Annotated in this window: 16 protein-coding genes; 9 read left to right on the top strand and 7 right to left on the bottom strand. The window is 70.8% G+C overall.

The window, feature by feature from the left end; translation table 11 throughout:
* Nucleotides 1-54: 54 nt before the first annotated feature.
* Together C9J87_RS05505 and C9J87_RS05500 are read right to left on the bottom strand one after the other, a co-directional pair.
* Nucleotides 55-879 carry an ABC-2 transporter permease gene (locus C9J87_RS05505; RefSeq protein ID WP_107704926.1) on the bottom strand — a complete coding sequence of 275 codons (825 nt, stop codon included), beginning with the start codon at nt 877-879 and terminating at the stop codon, nt 55-57.
* Nucleotides 876-1,775: an ABC transporter ATP-binding protein gene (locus C9J87_RS05500; protein ID WP_198652279.1), complete on the bottom strand. Its 900-nt coding sequence runs from the start codon at nt 1,773-1,775 to the stop codon at nt 876-878. The genes C9J87_RS05505 and C9J87_RS05500 overlap by 4 nt, the downstream gene beginning before the upstream one ends.
* 143 nt (nt 1,776-1,918) lie before the next feature.
* Between C9J87_RS05500 and C9J87_RS05495 the strand changes: the two genes are divergently transcribed.
* From C9J87_RS05495 to serA, 4 genes are all read left to right on the top strand, one after another.
* Entirely contained in the window at nt 1,919-3,406 is a 1,488-nt protein-coding gene (locus tag C9J87_RS05495; RefSeq protein ID WP_010833785.1) for a purine-cytosine permease family protein, read from the top strand.
* A 25-nt stretch (nt 3,407-3,431) separates the two neighbouring features.
* Entirely contained in the window at nt 3,432-4,094 is a 663-nt protein-coding gene (locus tag C9J87_RS05490; protein WP_107704924.1) for an SDR family oxidoreductase, read from the top strand.
* Between the two features lie 17 nt (nt 4,095-4,111).
* On the top strand, nt 4,112-4,816 hold the full coding sequence (locus C9J87_RS05485) for a DsbA family oxidoreductase (protein WP_107704923.1): 705 nt from the start codon (nt 4,112-4,114) through the stop codon (nt 4,814-4,816).
* Between the two features lie 76 nt (nt 4,817-4,892).
* Entirely contained in the window at nt 4,893-6,482 is a 1,590-nt protein-coding gene (gene serA / locus C9J87_RS05480) for a phosphoglycerate dehydrogenase (RefSeq protein WP_010833782.1), read from the top strand.
* 76 nt (nt 6,483-6,558) lie between these two features.
* Here serA and C9J87_RS20410 read toward each other — a convergent pair whose 3' ends face one another.
* Nucleotides 6,559-7,425: a collagen-like triple helix repeat-containing protein gene (locus C9J87_RS20410; RefSeq protein ID WP_269801725.1), complete on the bottom strand. Its 867-nt coding sequence runs from the start codon at nt 7,423-7,425 to the stop codon at nt 6,559-6,561.
* 151 nt (nt 7,426-7,576) lie between these two features.
* Nucleotides 7,577-9,010: a MocR-like transcription factor YczR gene (gene yczR, locus C9J87_RS05470; protein WP_107704921.1), complete on the bottom strand. Its 1,434-nt coding sequence runs from the start codon at nt 9,008-9,010 to the stop codon at nt 7,577-7,579.
* A gap of 61 nt (nt 9,011-9,071) precedes the next feature.
* Here yczR and yczE point away from each other — a divergent pair, with 61 nt between their 5' ends.
* Nucleotides 9,072-9,791, top strand: coding sequence for a membrane protein YczE (gene yczE, locus C9J87_RS05465; RefSeq protein WP_036491079.1), 720 nt, complete (start codon nt 9,072-9,074; stop codon nt 9,789-9,791).
* Here yczE and C9J87_RS05460 read toward each other — a convergent pair.
* The 3 genes from C9J87_RS05460 to C9J87_RS05450 all read right to left on the bottom strand — a co-directional run bounded on the left by C9J87_RS05460 (nt 9,753) and on the right by C9J87_RS05450 (nt 12,539).
* Nucleotides 9,753-11,171, bottom strand: coding sequence for a LamG-like jellyroll fold domain-containing protein (locus tag C9J87_RS05460; protein ID WP_010833779.1), 1,419 nt, complete (start codon nt 11,169-11,171; stop codon nt 9,753-9,755). The genes yczE and C9J87_RS05460 overlap by 39 nt on opposite strands.
* 25 nt (nt 11,172-11,196) lie before the next feature.
* Nucleotides 11,197-11,802, bottom strand: a complete 606-nt coding sequence (locus C9J87_RS05455; protein ID WP_010833778.1) for a hypothetical protein — start codon at nt 11,800-11,802, stop codon at nt 11,197-11,199.
* Nucleotides 11,803-11,972: 170 nt separating this feature from the next.
* Entirely contained in the window at nt 11,973-12,539 is a 567-nt protein-coding gene (locus tag C9J87_RS05450; RefSeq protein ID WP_036491076.1) for an O-methyltransferase, read from the bottom strand.
* 399 nt (nt 12,540-12,938) lie between these two features.
* On the opposite strand from C9J87_RS05450, the gene C9J87_RS19605 reads away from it, so the two are divergent.
* From C9J87_RS19605 to C9J87_RS05435, 4 genes are read left to right on the top strand one after another with little or no spacing between them, the layout of a single operon-like run.
* On the top strand, nt 12,939-13,076 hold the full coding sequence (locus C9J87_RS19605; RefSeq protein ID WP_156887230.1) for a hypothetical protein: 138 nt from the start codon (nt 12,939-12,941) through the stop codon (nt 13,074-13,076).
* Between the two features lie 9 nt (nt 13,077-13,085).
* The gene (locus C9J87_RS05445; RefSeq protein WP_010833776.1) at nt 13,086-14,168 is read left to right on the top strand and encodes a 3-isopropylmalate dehydrogenase; all 1,083 of its coding nucleotides are present in this window, start codon (nt 13,086-13,088) and stop codon (nt 14,166-14,168) included.
* Between the two features lie 16 nt (nt 14,169-14,184).
* Nucleotides 14,185-15,264 carry a branched-chain amino acid aminotransferase gene (locus C9J87_RS05440; RefSeq protein ID WP_107704920.1) on the top strand — a complete coding sequence of 360 codons (1,080 nt, stop codon included), beginning with the start codon at nt 14,185-14,187 and terminating at the stop codon, nt 15,262-15,264.
* Nucleotides 15,265-15,307: 43 nt separating this feature from the next.
* Nucleotides 15,308-16,966, top strand: a complete 1,659-nt coding sequence (locus C9J87_RS05435) for a serine/threonine-protein kinase (protein WP_010833774.1) — start codon at nt 15,308-15,310, stop codon at nt 16,964-16,966.
* The last annotated feature ends 160 nt before the right edge of the window (nt 16,967-17,126 follow it).

The raw sequence follows: 17,126 nt of genomic DNA, 5'->3' as shown, positions 1-17,126 counted from the left end.
AAAGTTCACACTCTGTGCCCGGTCGGCGCGTATTTCAGGTGACTTCGTGACCGGTCACTTCACCTCGGAGCGGCGCAGGAACAGCAGCCCGACGATCAGCGGCAGCACGATCCAGATCGCGGTGGTCGAGCCGAGCATGGCCCATTCCTTGGCGGTGTCGGTGGCTCCCTCGAACAGGTTGACCTGGGTGTAGTTCCAGTCGATCCAGGGCTGCAGGTCGGCGAACCAGTCCCGCACCTGGGCGAGCAGGGCGAGGATCCCCGGCAGCACCAGCGAGACGACGAAGTAGCCGACGATGGCCGCCGCGGAGCTTCGCAGCACGACACCGAGCGTGAAGCCGATCGCCATACCGACGAGGTTGCCGAGCACGATCTGCGGCGCCGTCGCGAGCGAGACGTCCCACACCGTGTCGACGCCGGCGAGGGCGGAGCCGACGATGTTGCCCAGCGCGCCGACGGCGAAGGCGACGGCCATGGAGACGAGGCCGACCAGGAAGGTCGCGGTCGCCTTGGCGTTGATCACCCGGCCGCGGCTCGGCACGAGGGTGAAGGTCGTGAGCCCGCTGCGCTGGCTCCACTCGCTGGTCACACCGAGGATCGCGATCATCGGCAGGATCACCGACATCGGGAACCCGATCGCCGTCGCGAAGTTCTCGTAGGTCACGGCGTTGTCGGGCGCGAAGATGATCACGGCGCCGGTCGCCAGCAGCGACAGGATGCCGATGCTGACGAGCATCCAGAAGCCCGAGCGGGTGTTGAACATCTTGCGCAGCTCGACCTTGACCAGGCGGGTGATCGGTATGGCGCGGGCGGGCTCGCGCACCGGGAACGAGCGTGACGCATCGGTGCTGGTCGTGGGGGAGACGGTCGTGGCGATCATGCCGCAACTCCTTCGCGCTGGGTGTCGGCAGTGAGCGACAGGAACATGTCTTCGAGGCCCGCGCCCTCGGCGGAGCGGAGCTCGGTGAGGGCGATGCCGGCGGCGAGTGCCACCGCGCCCACCTGGGCAGGATCGGCGTCGGTGCGGACCGAGCCGTCGCCGGCGAGCGTGCTGGCGATGCCGGCCTGCTCGAGGGCGTGGGCGAGGTCGCGCGGCCAGGTCGAGCGGGCGAGGGTGCCCGCTGCTGCGAGCAGCTCCTCCTTGGTGCCGGAGGCGACGATCTTGCCGTTGCCGATCACGACGAGGTCATCGGCGATGACCTCGATCTCGTGCAGGAGGTGCGAGGAGAGCAGCACCGTGCCGCCCTTGTCGGCATAGCTGCGCAGCAGGTCGCGCATCCAGCGGATGCCGGCCGGGTCGAGACCGTTGGCCGGCTCGTCGAGGATGAGCACGCGCGGGTCGCCGAGCAACGCGGTGGCGATCCCGAGGCGCTGGCGCATGCCGAGCGAGTAGTTGCGCACCCGCCGCTTGGCCTCGGTGGGCGTCAGGCTGACGAGCTCGAGCATCTCGTCGACCCGCGTGCGGGGCAGGCCCATCGTGTCGGCAGCCACCGTGAGGGTCTCCCGCCCGGTGCGTCCGGCGTGCTGGGCGGAGGCGTCGAGCAGGACGCCGACCTCGAGGCCGGGATTGGGCAGGTCGGCGAACCTGATGCCGTCGATGGTGGCCGAACCGGACGTGGGGACGGTGAGCCCGACCATCACCCGCATCGTGGTGGACTTGCCAGCGCCGTTCGGGCCGAGGAAGCCGGTCACGCGGCCGGGCTGGGCGGTGAAGGAGACGTTGTCGACGGCGGTGAAGCCGGCGTACCTCCGGGTCAGTGAGTCAACGGTGATCATGGTCGCCACTCTGCTGGCCGGCCACCTTCCGCCACATCGGGTGGCAACCCCCGCCCTGCCCCCACTCGACCCCCGCCCGACCCTGAGCCGGGACAGGGGTCACCCTGAGCACGCCTGCGGCGGGGCGGGTGCATCATGAGGTCATGAGCGACAGCACTCTGGCAGCGACCCGACGACTCGGCGTCGAGCAGACAGGCATCGAGATCATCGACGAGGCCGACCGGACCGCCAGGCCGCGGGACCTGTTCTGGCCGTGGTTCGCGGCCAACGTCAGCGTCTTCGGCATCAGCTACGGGTCGTTCGTGCTCGGCTTCGGCATCTCCTTCTGGCAGGCGGCCGTCGTCACGGTGGTCGGGGTCGTCATCTCGTTCGCGTTGTGCGGCGTCATCGCCATCGCCGGCAAGCGCGGATCCGCCCCCACCATGATCCTGAGCCGGGCGGCCTTCGGCGTGACGGGGCAGAAGCTTCCCGGCGCGGTGTCCTGGCTGGTCTCGATCGGCTGGGAGACCTTCCTCGCGATCCTCGCCGTGCTCGCGACCGCGACCATCTTCGACCAGCTGGGCTGGGCCTCCGGGACGATGACGAAGGTGGTGGCCACCGTCGTGGTCGCGGCGCTCATCGTCTCCGCCAGCGTGGCGGGCTACCACGTGATCATGAAGATGCAGTCGTGGCTGACCTGGATCACGGGCATCGCCACGATCATCTACCTCGCGCTGACCCTGGACGAAGTGCGCTGGTCCGAGGTCACCGCCATCCCCGACGGCAGCGTCCAGCAGATGGTCGGAGCGCTCGTGATGGTGATGACCGGCTTCGGCCTGGGCTGGATCAACATCGCGGCCGACTGGTCGCGCTACCAGCGACGCTCGGCCAGCGGTGCCGCGATCGTTGGCTGGAACACGCTCGGCGGTGCGATCGCGCCGGTCCTGCTGGTGCTCTTCGGACTCCTGCTCGCCGGCTCGTCGCCGGACCTGGCGGCCGGCATCGTCGCCGACCCGATCGGCACCCTGGGCAGGGCGCTGCCGACGTGGTTCCTCGTGCCCTTCCTGCTGGCCGCGATCCTGGCGCTCGTGAGCGGGGCAGTGCTCGGCATCTACTCCTCGGGCCTGACCCTGCTGTCGCTCGGAGTGAAGCTCACGCGCCCGCAGGCGGCCGGCGTCGACGGCGTGCTCCTCACCCTCGGCACGATCTACGTCGTCTTCTTCGCCGCCGACTTCCTCGGGCCGTTCCAGAGCTTCCTGATCACGCTGGGAGTCCCGCTCGCCTCCTGGGCCGGCATCATGATCGCCGACATCCTCCTGCGCCGGCGCGACTACGACGACGAGGCGCTGTTCGACGCCACCGGGCGCTACGGCGCCTTCGACTGGACCTCGATCGGCACGATGATCGGGGCTTCCGTGCTCGGCTGGGGGCTGGTCGTCAACTCGTTCGCGACCGACGCGTCCTGGAACAACTGGCAGGGCTTCCTGCTGCGCCCGCTGGGCCTGGGGACCTACGTCGACGACCCGGCCGGGCCCTACTGGGACGGCCCCTGGGCCTACGCCAACCTGGGCGTGCTGCTCGCCCTCGGCCTCTCGTTCGCCGTCACCCTGGTCGCCCGTCGAGCCACCGTCGCTCGCCAGGAAAACGTCTGACCGGCGTCGTGGCACTGTGGCCGGTATGACTCGCATCGCCATCGTCGGAGGAAACGGCCAGATCGCCCGCCTGCTGCACCCCCTGCTGGTGGAGCGCGGCCACACCCCGGTCGCGCTGGTGCGCTCCGAGGAGCACCGTCCACGGCTCGAGGCAGCGGGTGCCGAGGTGCGCCTGCTCGACATCGAGAACAGCACAGCGGAGGACTTCGGCGCCGCCTTCGAGGGCGCCCGAGCAGTCGTCTTCGCCGCGGGCGGCGGCCCTGACGGCAACATCGAGCGCAAGCGGACGGTCGACCTCGAGGGGTCGCTCAAGTCGATCGAGGGCGCTCGGCAGGCCGGCGTCAGCCGCTTCGTCCAGGTCTCCGCGATCAACGTGGACGACCCGGTCGCCGCAGACGCCAACCCGGTCTGGCGTGCGTACGTCGACGCGAAGCGTGACGCCGACACGGCCCTGCGCGACAGCGGGCTCGAGTGGACGATCATCCGCCCCGGGATGCTCACCGACGGCGACGCCACGGGCCTGGTCGAGCTCGGTCAGGACGTCGCCCGGGCCGAGGTCCCGCGCGCCGACGTGGCGGCGGTCCTCGCCGAGGTCCTCGACTCCGACGCCGGGATCGGTGCCCAGTGGAACCTCGTGTCAGGTGACACACCGATCGCCGCCGCCGTCGCGGGAACATCTCCGCGCTGAGCGAGGTTGCTGCCCACATGCGCATCGACATCTGGTCCGACGTGGTCTGCCCGTGGTGCTACATCGGCAAGCGCCGCCTCGAGACGGCCCTGAGCACCTTCGAGCACGCCGACGAGGTCGAGGTGGTGTGGCACTCCTACCAGCTCGACCCGGGTGCTCCCACGACCCCGGTGGAGACCGTCGCCGAGGCGCTGGGCCGCAAGTACGGCGGTGGGCCGGACGCCGGACGCACGATGATCGACCGCGTGGAGGCCGCCGCGGCCGAGGAGGGCATGCTCTGGCGCCACCACGAGTCGAAGCGCGTCGGCACCATGGACGCCCACCGGCTCGTCCACCTCGCGCTCCACGACGGCGGACCGGAGCTGCAGGGCCGGGTGAAGGAGGCGCTGCTGTCGGCGTACTTCATCGACGCCCGCAACGTCGCCGACCACGGTGAGCTGCGCTCGATCGTCACTGAGGCCGGTCTGGACGCGGCAGCCGTCGACCGGGTGCTGGGCAGCACGGAGTTCGCCGACGAGGTGTGGGCCGACATCGAGCAGGCTCAGGCGTTCGGCGCGACCGGGGTCCCGTTCTTCGTGGTGGACAACAAGTTCGGCGTCTCCGGAGCCCAGCCGGCCGAGGCGTTCACCCAGGTGCTGGAGCGGGCCTGGTCGGAGTCGCACCCGGTCGTGGAGATGCTCGCGAGCGGCGATGCCTGCGGACCGGACGGCTGTGCCATCTGACGCCCACACCTTGTAGGCTGGCCGTGCACAGCGTCGTGCAGGCCCTCATCGATCACCCACATCGAGGAACTCCGCTGTGACTTCAAAGCCTGTCGTACTCATCGCCGAAGAACTGAGCCCCGCCACCGTCGAGGCGCTCGGTCCCGACTTCGAGATCCGCAACTGCAACGGCGCCGACCGCGCCGAGCTGCTCGCCGCCATCGTCGACGTCGACGCCATCCTCGTGCGCTCGGCCACCAAGGTCGACGCCGAGGCGCTCGCCGCCGCCAAGAAGCTCAAGGTCGTCGCCCGTGCGGGCGTCGGTCTCGACAACGTCGACGTCAAGGCCTCCACGCAGGCCGGCGTCATGGTCGTCAACGCCCCGACGTCCAACATCGTCTCCGCCGCCGAGCTGGCCGTCGCCCTGATGCTGGCCGCCGCCCGCCACGTCAGCCCGGCCCACGCCGCGCTGAAGAACGGCGAGTGGAAGCGCTCGAAGTACACCGGCATCGAGCTCTACGAGAAGACCGTCGGCATCGTCGGTCTCGGTCGCATCGGCGTCCTCGTCGCCCAGCGCCTGAGCGCCTTCGGCATGAAGGTCATCGCCTACGACCCCTACGTCCAGGCTGGCCGCGCCGCGCAGATGGGCGTGCGTCTCGTCGACCTCGACACCCTCCTGGCCGAGGCCGACTTCATGAGCGTGCACCTGCCCAAGACCCCCGAGACCGTGGGCCTGATCGGTGCCGAGCAGCTCGCGAAGGCCAAGACCTCGCTGGTGCTGGTCAACGCTGCCCGCGGTGGCATCGTCGACGAGGCCGCCCTCTACGACGCGCTGAAGACCGGCCAGATCGCTGCCGCCGGCCTCGACGTGTTCGCCAAGGAGCCCTGCACCGACAGCCCGCTCTTCGAGCTGGAGAACGTCGTCGCCACGCCCCACCTCGGTGCGTCGACCGACGAGGCCCAGGAGAAGGCCGGCATCGCCGTCGCCAAGTCCGTGCGCCTGGCCCTGTCGGGTGAGCTCGTTCCCGACGCCGTCAACGTCCAGGGCGGCGTCATCGCCGAGGACGTCCGTCCCGGCATCCCGCTCACTGAGAAGCTCGGCCGGGTCTTCACCGCCCTGGCCGGCGAGGTCGCCCAGCAGATCGACGTCGAGGTCCGGGGCGAGATCACCGAGTTCGACGTGAAGGTGCTCGAGCTCGCGGCCCTCAAGGGTGTCTTCACCGACATCGTCGAGGACCAGGTCTCCTACGTGAACGCGCCGCTGCTGGCGGCCGAGCGGGGAACCGCCGTACGCCTCGTCTCCGACCCGGAGAGCCCCGACCACCGCAACCTGATCACGATCCGCGGCACCCTGGCCGACGGCTCGCAGATCTCGGTCAGCGGCACGCTCGTCGGCATCTCCCAGAAGGAGCGCCTCGTCGAGGTCAACGGCTTCGACATCGACATCGAGCCCACCGACCACCTGGCGTTCTTCACCTACGCCGACCGGCCGGGCATGGTCGGCACCGTCGGCGGCATCCTCGGTGCCTCCGGTGTCAACATCGCCGGCATGCAGGTCTCGCGCACGGACAAGGGCGGCGAGGCGCTGGTCGCCCTGTCGGTCGACTCCGTGATCCCGGCCGAGACGCTCGCCGAGATCGAGACGGCGATCAACGCGGTGTCCGTCCGCGCTGCCGACCTGGTCTGAGCACTTCTTTCGACACAGCAAACAGAACCGCCCGGCGAGCAGTGCTCGCCGGGCGGTTCTGTTTGTTGGTGTTGCGTCAGCCGATCTTGAGGGCCGAGATGTTCGTGGTGACGTTGAACTTGCCGGAGTCGGCCTGGCCCTGGTCGTCGGCGTAGCCGAAGGCCTTGACGTTTACAACAAGGCTGGGCACGTCAACGCGCACGATGCGAGTGGTGTTGCAGGTCGCCTCGCGCTGGGCGAGTGTCGAGGCCAGGCCGGTGAAGCAGGTGCCGAGGTCGGAACCGAACGTCGAGCCGTCCACGCCCCGGATCGCCAGCTGCAGCCGGGTCAGGCCCGACGTCGTCGTCAAGGGCTTCGAGATGAAGAATGCGTCGGACGACAGGAGATAGGTGCCCTGGGTGAGGGTGAACGTCGATACCTGGGTGGCGCCGCGGCCGGCCTCGTTGAACCCACCACCGATGTTGACGACGTTCACGTCAGCCGTTCTGGCGGCCGGGCCGAGGTCGACCAGGACTGCGCCGGGAGCGCCGGGAGCACCGGGAGCACCGGTGTCACCCTTCGCGCCGGGGGCACCGGGAGCGCCGGTGTCACCCTTCGCGCCTGCAGCGCCGGCAGCGCCAGCCTCGCCCTTGGCGCCGGCAGGACCGACTGCGCCGGCCGGACCGATTGCGCCGGTCTCGCCCTTGGCACCGTCAGCGCCCTTCGCGCCGGTGTCGCCCTTGGCGCCGGCAGGACCCGCGGGCCCGACGGCCCCGTTCGTGCCGTCCTCACCGGAGAGCTTCTCCTGTGCGCCGTCGGTCAGGTCCTTAACCTGGATCGAGCCGTCCTTGATGTGCTTGCTGCTGATCAGCCGGGTGACGTCGTCAGCCGCGGCGACGCCGAAGCTTCCGCTGACGAGGACGGCTGCGCCGAGCGCGACGGCCGTGGTGCGGTTCAACTTCATGCTGGGTCCCCCAAGGGTGTGTGAGCTGGTGCTGGCTCCATCGGCCAGACGCTGCGAAGGTATGTCGCAGTGCGGGGCCGCGCAGGGGATTGGTTGAACTCGCATCTTTCTTTACCCGGCGGGCTCAGGCCGGACCGTGGGCGCCGCGGATTCAGGCGACCGTCAACCGGTCCGGGGTTGTCCGAGCGACGGCTCCGGGGTTGGTCCACGCCTGGGCGAGCCGGGTGACGGCGAGCTCGAGCTCGTCGGCCGGCCTCGTCCAGGGCAGCCGGACGAAGTGCTCGAGCCCGCCCTCGACGGCGAACACCCGGCCGGCCGCCGCGATCACGCCCAGCCGCTCGGCCTCGGCGACCAGCGCGCTCGCGCGGGGCCGGGGGAGCCGGCACCACACCGCCAGCCCACCTGTGGGCCGGTGGAAGGTCCAGTCGGGCAGCTGCGTGTCGAGCGCGTCGAGCAGCACGTCGCGTTGCCGGCCGAGCCGCTCGCGGTTGGCCGCCCAAACGGCGTGCCTGTTCTCGATCAGGTGCACCAGGGCGAGCTGCTCGAGCAGGGGCGCGCCCAGGTCGAGGCTCATCCGCGCCTGCAGGAGCGCCGGCATCATCGGCTCGGGCACGCGCAGCCAGCCGAGTCGCAGGCCTCCCCAGAACTGCTTGCTGGCGCTGCCGATGGTGATCGCACCGGGGGAGTGGGTGGCGAAGGGAGCCGGCATCGCCTGTCCGTCGAGGGCCAGCGCCTGGTGCGCCTCGTCGACGACCGGGGTGACCCGGGCGCGCTTCAGCGCGGCGGCGTACTCGGCGCGCTGATCGTCACTCATCACGAGTCCGGTGGGGTTCTGGAAGTCCGGGATCAGGTAGGCGAGCCGGGGAGCGGCCTGGCGCACGATGGCCGCCGTCGCGGCGAGGTCCCAGCCGTCGGGGTCGACGGGCGCCGGCACCAGCCGGGCGCTGCGGTGGCCGAGCGCCTGCGTGGCGTTGGGGTAGACCGGGTCCTCGACGACCACCCGGTCGCCGGGCGACGTCAGGGCCTGCGCGACCACCGCGGCGCCGGCCAGCGCGCCGCTGGTGATCATGATCTGCTCGGGGGACGTCGGGAGCCCCCGCTCGGCATAGGTCTCGGCGACCACCTCGCGCAACCGGGCCAGCCCGGCGGGGTAGTAGCCGTGGTTGGACAGGTAGGGCGGGAGCTCGGCCACCGCTGCCTCGTAGGCCGCCGCGACGCCCGCCGGGGCGCTGGGCGCCGCACAGTTGAGGTCGACGACGTCGGGGTCCTGCGACCACGGGGCGAAGATGCGGTCGGTCACCGACGTCGCGTGCAGCGGCAGCCGGGTCACGGTGCCGGAGCCGCGGCGCGACTCGGCGTACTCCCGGTCCCGTAGCTCGGCATAGGCCCGCGTCACCGTGGTCCGACTGACGCCGAGGGCGGTGGTGAGCTCGCGCTCGCTGGGCATGCGGGTGGCCGCCGGGATGCGTCCCTCGCCGATCAGCAGGCGCAGGCCCTCGGCCAGCTCGAGGTAGAGGGGCCGCTCGTCGCCGGACAGCGGACCCACGAGAGTGGCCACTCGGGAAGCACTGATGGTGCGCGTCATGCAGACCACTCTTCCACGATTGGCTATCGAAGAGAAGGCCAATCTGTCGGAGAATGAGTCCATGAGCATCATCTCCGGCACGGCTGGCGTGCGTCCCCCCACCGCCCTCGTCGACCTCGGCCCGATCGCGCAGCTGCGCGCCGGTCGCCTCGGTCGCCGGGTGCCGCAGCTGCTGATCGGCCTCGTCCTGTACGGCGTCTCGCTGGCCATGATGCTCCGCGGGGCGCTCGGCCTGGCGCCGTGGGACGTGCTGCACTCCGGCTTCATCCGACACGTGCCGATGACGATCGGCCAGGCCGTGGTGCTGTTCAGCTTCATCGTGCTGATCTTCTGGATCCCGCTCAAGGAGAAGCCCGGCATCGGCACCATCGCGAACGCCTTCATCGTGGGCATGTCCGCCGACGCGACGCTGGCCGTGCTCGCCCCCGGCGACGGGATGGTCGCGCGGATCGCGCTGGCCCTGGGCGGTGTCGCCCTGTGCGGCATGGCCAGTGCGCTCTACATCGGCGCGCAGTTCGGCCGCGGGCCGCGCGACGGCCTGATGACCGGGCTCGCGCGCCGCACCGGGCTCTCGCTGCGACTGGTGCGCACCGGCCTCGAGGTGCTGGTCGTGGTGCTCGGCCTGGCGCTCGGCGGTGTGCTGGGCGTCGGGACCGTGCTCTACGCCGTACTCATCGGACCGCTGACCCAGCTGATGCTGCCGTGGTTCACCGTGGACCTGCCCGGTGCCGTCGACCTCACGTCAGCGGGCAGCCCAGTGGGCGGCGACGCGAGTCGGTGACAGCACCGAGTGGTAGACCGCGACGTTGTCGAGGTCGCCGGGGAACGACGAGCTGACCCCGTTCTGGTTGCCCGTGCTGCCCTGGCCGATCCGCCAGTAACCCGGGTAGCTGTTCACCGGCGAGGTGGTCCCGCTGGTGACGGCGACGCCGTCGACGTACACCACCGATGACCGCGCAGACGTGCTGGTCACGACCACGTGGTGCCACACGCCGTCGTTGTAGGCGCGCGGAGTGGTGATGCTCGTCGAGCGGTTGCTCCAGAGGCCGAAGGTCAGCTGTCCGGAGGGCTGGAGGAACACGATCCGGTCGGCGTCGGCTCCGCGCCAGTTGTCGTCACGGTCGTCCTCGAAGCCTGCGACATAGCCGCCGGCCGTCGAGGTCGTGCGCATCCACAGCTCGATGGAGTACGTCGCAGGCGAGGCGACGAACGTGGGTCCGAGCACGACCCGGCCGCCCGCCACACCGACCGCCGTCCCGGGGTTGCGGGGCAGGCCGCCCGGACGGCCCAGGGTGAGGGCGCCGTAGTACTGGCCGGTGCGGTTGTGCCCGGACCGGTCGGCGGCGTACGGCGACCCGCTGGACTCGTCGAGCAGCCAGAAACCGAACGGCTGGTCGGTGAGCACGGCGCCGACGTACTCCTGGACCCAGGTGCCCACCGTCCAGGAGTTGGAGCCGTTGGCCGAGCGAGCCGTGAACCCCGCGGAGACGGTCATGGGCGTCGCCCCGAGCAAGAGCAGCGCCACCCCGACGGCCGTGGGAGCGAGCGCGGTCCGCGCGACCGTGACCGGGCTCGGCGCAGGGCCGGGCTGGCGCACGCCCTTGGTGCGGCGACGCAGGCGGTCCCGTGGCGGCCGGTCGCTGCCCGCGCGCAACGTCGCCAGGCCGAAGGCCGACATGGTCAGCAGCAACCACGCCGCGAGGGGCAGCCACTGCCCGGATCCCAGCCAGACGACGGGGAGGCCCACGAACGGCACCAGCAGGATCGCCTGCGCCGTCAGGTCCGTGGCACGCACGGGCGTGGTGTCGGTGAACTGGTTCGCGTCACCCGCGGAGGTGAAGTCACCGTCGTCGCGGCGCTCGACCACGCGGTGCACGAGCAGCCGGTCGTCGGAGCGGCTCGGGTCGTCGAACACGTAGACGCGGCCCACGTGGACGGTGTCGGCCGCCTGCACCGGCCGGGCGAGCACCACGTCCCCGACGGCGATCGAGGGTCGCATCGAGCCCGTCTCCACGACGTAGGAGCCCCAGTGGATGAGCATCGGGGCCAGCGCCAGCGCGGCCAGGGTCAGGAAGACGGCTCGGTAGGCACGCGCGAGCAGCACGACGACCAGCCGGGACCACGAGGGGGTCCCGGCTGCGCCGTCCTGCGAGAGATGCATACGTGTGGTGTGACGCCGAGAGCCCTCAGTTGCTCCGCATCTCCCACTGGATGTCGATGCCGGTGCGCGAGTTCTGGAGCTGGTCCACCTGGGCCTGGGTCATGCCGGCGGTGTCGAATCGCCAGGTGATCCGGTAGGTCTTGGAGGAGGTTCCGGCCGGGACGGTCCAGCCGCCGACACCGCTCTCCCAGTTGTTGGCCTGGGCCAGCTGGGCCAAGGTGTAGTCGGGGACCAGCACGGTCTGGGGCTGGAAGCCGGTGCAGTCGGCGAAGGTGCCGCCCGTGCCGTCCTCGATGGTCACCTTGATCCGGTTCTCGAGGCCGGTGTTCGAGGGCACCGGGTTGACTGCGTAGCCCTTGACCGTGCTGGGCACCGAAGCGTTGGCCGTGACCTTGATGCACTTGTCGTCGGTCTGGTCCGGCAGCAAGTTGGCGACCTGGAACCGCGCGGACCCGTTGTCGTCGTCGGTCAGGTTGACCGAACCGGTGGACCAGTCGTTGCCGGAGTTGCGGGTCTGGCCGCTGAAGGCTGCGTAGGACGCCTGGTAGACCATGGCCGCCGCGCAGACGACGGCGACGGGAGTGGTCGCGCCGACGAGGAGCTTCTGGGCGCGACGAGAGGGCTTGTTCATGAATGTTCTCCAACGAGAAAGGGTCCGGACCGACGACGGTCCGGCGGGGTCGCCCCAAGGTAGGTAGCACCCACTCGCCTGTCCGCCGTGTGGGGGAAAAGTGGCACGACTGTGTATTGATTGGGGTGCACGCCCGAACCAGGTGCGAGCGCCAGCCAGGGAAGACCCTTCTAGCGACGCGTGGCGATGAGGGCCGACGCGTCGGGCGCGATCATCACCTCGACGGCGGTGAACCGCTCGTCGGTGAGCCACTCCTCGCGCAGGGTGTCGACGCGACCGTAGGAGATCGGCGGCCACATCTCGCACGGCGTGAAGTCGTCGAGCACCACGATGCCGCCCGGCTCGAGCAGGTCGACGACGGCGTCGACGCGCACCGACTCCGGGTCGCCCGAGTCGAGGAAGACGAGCGAGTAGGGACCGCGCTCGTGCAGGGTCGACCAGTCGGCCTCCAGCACCTCGACGCGGTCGTCGTCCTCGAAGATCTCGGCGGCTGCGGTGGCGAGCTTGGGGTTCAGCTCGGCGGTGATGATGCGGGCCCCGTTGCGTACGCCGCTGCGCAGCCAGGCAGTGCCCACCCCGCAGCCCGTGCCGAACTCGGCCATGGTGCCGCCGCGCGTGGCGGCCAGCGCAGCGAGCAGCCGACCGGTCTCGTTGCGGCAGAACGCGACGTAGCCCGCCTTGCGGGAGACGTCGAAGGCGCGGGACACGATGTCGGGTAGTTCGGGAGGGGCACTCATGAGGTTGTCGAGTCTTTCATGACAAGACGACTGTCTCGCATCGTGAGCAAGGTCGGCCAGATGGCTGCGCTGCCCGGGGTCGGGGGCGTACGGTCGGCTCACCATGCGGAGCGTTCTCGTACTTATTGATCGCCGCGGCGAGGCCTGAGACAGGGCCCACTCGTCGCGGTGTTCGACGTGCGACGACGTCGGTAGGGCCTTGTCAGCAGTGGTGGTTCACACCCTGCAGTGCCGGTTGGACCGGCACGACCAACGCCCCGCGGCGGATCTCGCTCCCGATGTGACTTCGCGCGATCCGCAGGCCGTCGGCTGACCCTCCTCACGCGATCCGTGGGACCAGTCGAACGATCTCCGCCGCGGGACGGGGGCAACACCCGACCGATCCCGAAGGAGCACGAGATGTACGACCTGTACCCCGACTGGGGCCCCGCCAGCCACAACCCCGAGAACCCGCGCAGCATCGAAGCGACCAACGCAGCACTGCAAGCGTCGCTTGACCTGCGAGACAACGGCGGCCAGCGCCCCGACGACAACTAGATTTCGCACATGACTACAGAGGCCACCGCCAGCCAGTCCGGCACCGTCCAGCTCGCCGTCATCCCCGGCGACGGCATCGGCCAGGAGGTCACCCCCGAGGCGCTCAAGGTCCTCGAGGCGGTCGACGTCCCGGTGAAGTTCGAGCAGACCCACTACGCGCTCGGCGCGGAGAACTACCTCGCCACCGGCGACGTGCTCCCGCCCTCCGTGCTCGCCGAGATCCGGCAGCACGACGCGATCCTGCTCGGCGCGGTCGGTGGCAAGCCCAACGACCCCAACCTGCCGCCCGGCATCCTCGAGCGCGGTCTGCTGCTCAAGCTCCGCTTCGAGCTCGACCACTACGTCAACCTGCGCCCGAGCCGGCTCTTCCCCGGCACCCCCTCCCCGCTGGCCGACAGCGTGCTCGACCAGGGCGAGATCGACTTCGTCGTCGTCCGCGAGGGCACCGAGGGTCCCTACACCGGCAACGGCGGCGCCCTGCGCGTCGGCACGCCCGCCGAGGTGGCCACCGAGGTCTCCGTCAACACCGCCTTCGGCGTCGAGCGCGTCGTCCGTGACGCCTTCGCCCGCGCCGAGCGCCGTCCGCGCAAGCACCTCACCCTGGTCCACAAGACCAACGTGCTGGTCAACGCCGGCTCGGTCTGGTGGCGGCTGTTCGAGGCCGTCGCAGCCGAGCACCCGGACGTCACCACCGACTACATGCACATCGACGCGGCGATGATCCACATGACGGTCAACCCGTCGCGCTTCGACGTGATCGTCACCGACAACCTCTTCGGCGACATCATCACCGACCTCGCCGCCGCCATCACGGGCGGCATCGGGCTCGCGGCCAGCGGCAACATCAACCCCGACCGCACCGCCCCCTCGATGTTCGAGCCCGTGCACGGCTCCGCGCCCGACATCGCGGGCCAGCAGAAGGCCGACCCGACCGCTGCGATCCTGTCGACCTCGCTGCTCCTCGACCACCTGGGGTACGCCGATGCGTCGGCCGCCGTCGAGGCGGCCGTGCTCGCCGATCTGGCCGAGCGGCAGGCAGGCACCACGCGCCGTACGTCCGAGGTCGGCGACGCGATCGCAGGCCGGCTCTAGCGTTAGATTGGCGACCATGGACATCAGCACCACGGCCAACCCCGCCCCGGTCGACGACGCACGTCTCTCCGAGATCCTCGCCAACCCCGGTTTCGGCATCCACTTCACCGACCACATGGTCACGATCGAGTGGACCCCGGACCGTGGCTGGCACGACGCGCGCGTGACGCCCTACGGCCCGCTCACGCTCGACCCGGCGACCGCCGTCCTGCACTACGCGCAGGAGACGTTCGAGGGGATGAAGGCCTACCGGCACGCGGACGGCTCGGTGCACCTGTTCCGGCCCGAGGAGAACGCCAAGCGGATGGCGCGCTCCTCGCAGCGGCTGGCCTTCCCCGAGCTGCCGGTCGCGGACTTCGTGGCTGCCGTCGAGGCACTGGTGAAGATCGACGAGCGGTGGGTGCCGACGAACACCGACGGTGGCGAGAAGAGCCTCTACCTGCGGCCGTTCATGTTCGCCAGCGAGGTCTTCCTCGGGGTCCGCCCGGCCCAGCACGTCACGTTCATGGTCATCGCCTCGCCCGCCGGCGCCTACTTCAAGGGCGGCATCAAGCCCGTCACGCTGTGGCTGACCGAGGACTACACCCGCGCCGGCCGCGGCGGCATGGGCGCGGCGAAGACCGGCGGCAACTACGCCAGCTCGCTCGTCGCGCAGCAGGAGGCCACGGCCCACGGCTGCGACCAGGTCGTCTTCCTCGACGGCCAGGAGGGCAAGTACGTCGAGGAGCTCGGCGGCATGAACATGTACTACGTCTTCGAGGACGGTCGCATCGTCACCCCGCAGACCGGCACCATCCTCGAGGGCATCACCCGCGCCTCGATCATCGAGCTCGCCGGCAAGCTCGGCCACCAGGTCGAGGAGCGCAAGTTCTCCATCGACGAGTGGCGCGAGGGCGTCACGAGCGGCGCGATCACCGAGATCTTCGCGTGCGGCACCGCCGCGGTGGTGACCCCCGTCGGGTCGCTGAAGTGGAACGGCGGCGAGGTGCCGGCGCCCCCCTCGACCGACCTCACCATGCGGATCCGCTCGGCTCTGGTCGACGTCCAGTTTGGCCGCGCCGACGACACGTTCGGCTGGATGCACCAGGTCGACTGAGCGCCTGACGGGTTCTCCGGGCCCGCCCCGGTAATCTCCGTGCGTGACCACCTCCCGTCCCGAGCAGGCACCGCCGGGTCTCTTCGTCGGCGACTACGAGCTGCTGACGCGCCTCGGTGAGGGCGGCATGGGCGTGGTCCACCTCGCCCGCAAGCCCGGTGGCGAGCGGGTCGCGCTCAAGGTGCTGCGCCCGCACATCGTCGGCGACGACGAGGCGCGGCGCCGGCTGGCGCGCGAGGTGTCGTCGCTGACGCGGGTGAAGTCGCGCCGCGTCGCCGAGATCCTCGACGCCGACCCGTGGGGCGAGATCCCGTTCGTCGCGACCCGCTACGTCCCCGGTCTCTCCCTGCACGACCACATCCACGAGGAGGGACCGCTCGAGGGCGACGACCTCGTGTGGTTTGCGACCTGCCTGGCCGAGGCGCTGGCCGCGGTCCACGGCGTGGGTGTCCTGCACCGCGACATCAAGCCCTCCAACATCTTGATGGAGGGCCGCACCCCGATCCTGATCGACTTCGGGCTGGCGCGGGTGGCCGACGACCCCAAGCTCACCCACACCGGCTGGCTGCTCGGCACGCCCGGCTACCTCGCCCCCGAGATCCTCTTCGGCGAGGACGCCTCGACGGCCTCCGACGTGCACTCCTGGGCCGCGACGGTCGCCTTCGCCGGCACCGGTCGCGCGCCGTTCGGTCGCGGTCCCTCCATGGCGATCATGGACCGCGTACGCCGCGGGGAGCACGACCTGTCCGACCTCGACCCGAGCATCCGGCGGGCCGTGACCGACGCGCTCGACCCCGAGCCGCGCAACCGACCGACCCTCGACGAGCTGCGCGAGTGGCTCTCCACCCGCGGCCCGCACACGGCTGCCGCGCCGGCCGACGACCCGTTCACCATGCCGATGGCGGTCGCCGCGATGGCAGGGACCACCGCCCCGACCGAGGTCGCGGAGCCCGCCCTTCGACCTGAGTCTCCTCGAGACTCAGGTCCGAGCGAGCCCCCCGGTTGGGCCGCGCGCGAGACCGCACCGCAGCGACAGTCGACCCGGGTGCTGCCGGACGGATCCACCCAGACCATCGGGAGCGACGAGGCAGCCCCCGCGCCGCCGGCGCGCCCCGTCGGCGGCTTCGAGAAGCTGCGCCGGGGGATTCTCGTGCTGGCGGGGATCGGGGTCGTCGGTGCGGCGGTGGCGCTGGCGCCGTACGTCGCGATCGCTGTCCTGACCCTGCTCGTCTGGATCCTGCGCAGCGGCTCGATGGCGGCGAGCTCGGCTGGCGCCCGCCGACAGCTGCGTGGTGCCAAGTGGTACGACGGCGTGCAGGTGCTGCTGGCGGCGCCCTGGCACGCGGTCGCCTCGATCCCGGGCGCGCTGCTGCTCGTGCTGTGGAGCATCGGGCTCGGCCTGGCCGCGGCGCTGCTGTGCTTCGCGGTCGGCGCGTCGATGCTGGTGAGCCTCGCCATCATCGGCGTCGTGCTCGGCGGAGCGATGTGGTGGGGACCGGGCAGCCGACGGCTGCGCGGCCCCGTGCACCGGCTGTCCCACCCGATCAGCGCCCGGCCGCTGCTGTGGTTCTTCGCCGCCGTGGCGACCCTCGCCGTGGCCAGCGGGCTCGCCGCCACCGCGCTCGCGCAGGGGACCGACTGGGCGCCGGCGGCCGAGCGGCCGTTCGCCGACATGAGCCTGCCGTCGTGGCTCCAGCCCTGAGCCAGCGCTGGCGCGGCCCTGACCGCGATCCGAGACCGATCGCGGTTCTCGCTCCTCGACCTGCTGTCCGTGGCACAGTGGGGGTATGCGCACCACCAGCACCATCATCATTTTCTAGCGCGACGGGTCTCCCGCCGCGCCAACCTCCTGACCCCGGGAG

Source organism: Nocardioides allogilvus (assembly GCF_003047285.1).
GTDB classification, from domain to species: Bacteria; Actinomycetota; Actinomycetes; order Propionibacteriales; family Nocardioidaceae; genus Nocardioides; species Nocardioides allogilvus.
This window is presented reverse-complemented; position numbering and strand designations above follow the sequence as displayed.

Excerpts from the sequence above, each read along its gene's own strand:
- C9J87_RS05450 (WP_036491076.1), bottom strand. The coding sequence starts at position 12,539 with ATGAGTGCCCCTCCCGAACTACCCGACATCGTGTCCCGCGCCTTCGAC.
- C9J87_RS05505 (WP_107704926.1), bottom strand. The coding sequence starts at position 879 with ATGATCGCCACGACCGTCTCCCCCACGACCAGCACCGATGCGTCACGC.
- C9J87_RS05490 (WP_107704924.1), top strand. The coding sequence starts at position 3,432 with ATGACTCGCATCGCCATCGTCGGAGGAAACGGCCAGATCGCCCGCCTG.
- yczE (WP_036491079.1), top strand. The coding sequence starts at position 9,072 with ATGAGCATCATCTCCGGCACGGCTGGCGTGCGTCCCCCCACCGCCCTC.
- C9J87_RS05440 (WP_107704920.1), top strand. The coding sequence starts at position 14,185 with ATGGACATCAGCACCACGGCCAACCCCGCCCCGGTCGACGACGCACGT.
- C9J87_RS05445 (WP_010833776.1), top strand. The coding sequence starts at position 13,086 with ATGACTACAGAGGCCACCGCCAGCCAGTCCGGCACCGTCCAGCTCGCC.
- C9J87_RS20410 (WP_269801725.1), bottom strand. The coding sequence starts at position 7,425 with ATGAAGTTGAACCGCACCACGGCCGTCGCGCTCGGCGCAGCCGTCCTC.
- C9J87_RS05495 (WP_010833785.1), top strand. The coding sequence starts at position 1,919 with ATGAGCGACAGCACTCTGGCAGCGACCCGACGACTCGGCGTCGAGCAG.
- C9J87_RS05460 (WP_010833779.1), bottom strand. The coding sequence starts at position 11,171 with ATGCATCTCTCGCAGGACGGCGCAGCCGGGACCCCCTCGTGGTCCCGG.
- yczR (WP_107704921.1), bottom strand. The coding sequence starts at position 9,010 with ATGACGCGCACCATCAGTGCTTCCCGAGTGGCCACTCTCGTGGGTCCG.
- C9J87_RS05455 (WP_010833778.1), bottom strand. The coding sequence starts at position 11,802 with ATGAACAAGCCCTCTCGTCGCGCCCAGAAGCTCCTCGTCGGCGCGACC.
- C9J87_RS19605 (WP_156887230.1), top strand. The coding sequence starts at position 12,939 with ATGTACGACCTGTACCCCGACTGGGGCCCCGCCAGCCACAACCCCGAG.
- C9J87_RS05485 (WP_107704923.1), top strand. The coding sequence starts at position 4,112 with ATGCGCATCGACATCTGGTCCGACGTGGTCTGCCCGTGGTGCTACATC.
- C9J87_RS05500 (WP_198652279.1), bottom strand. The coding sequence starts at position 1,775 with ATGATCACCGTTGACTCACTGACCCGGAGGTACGCCGGCTTCACCGCC.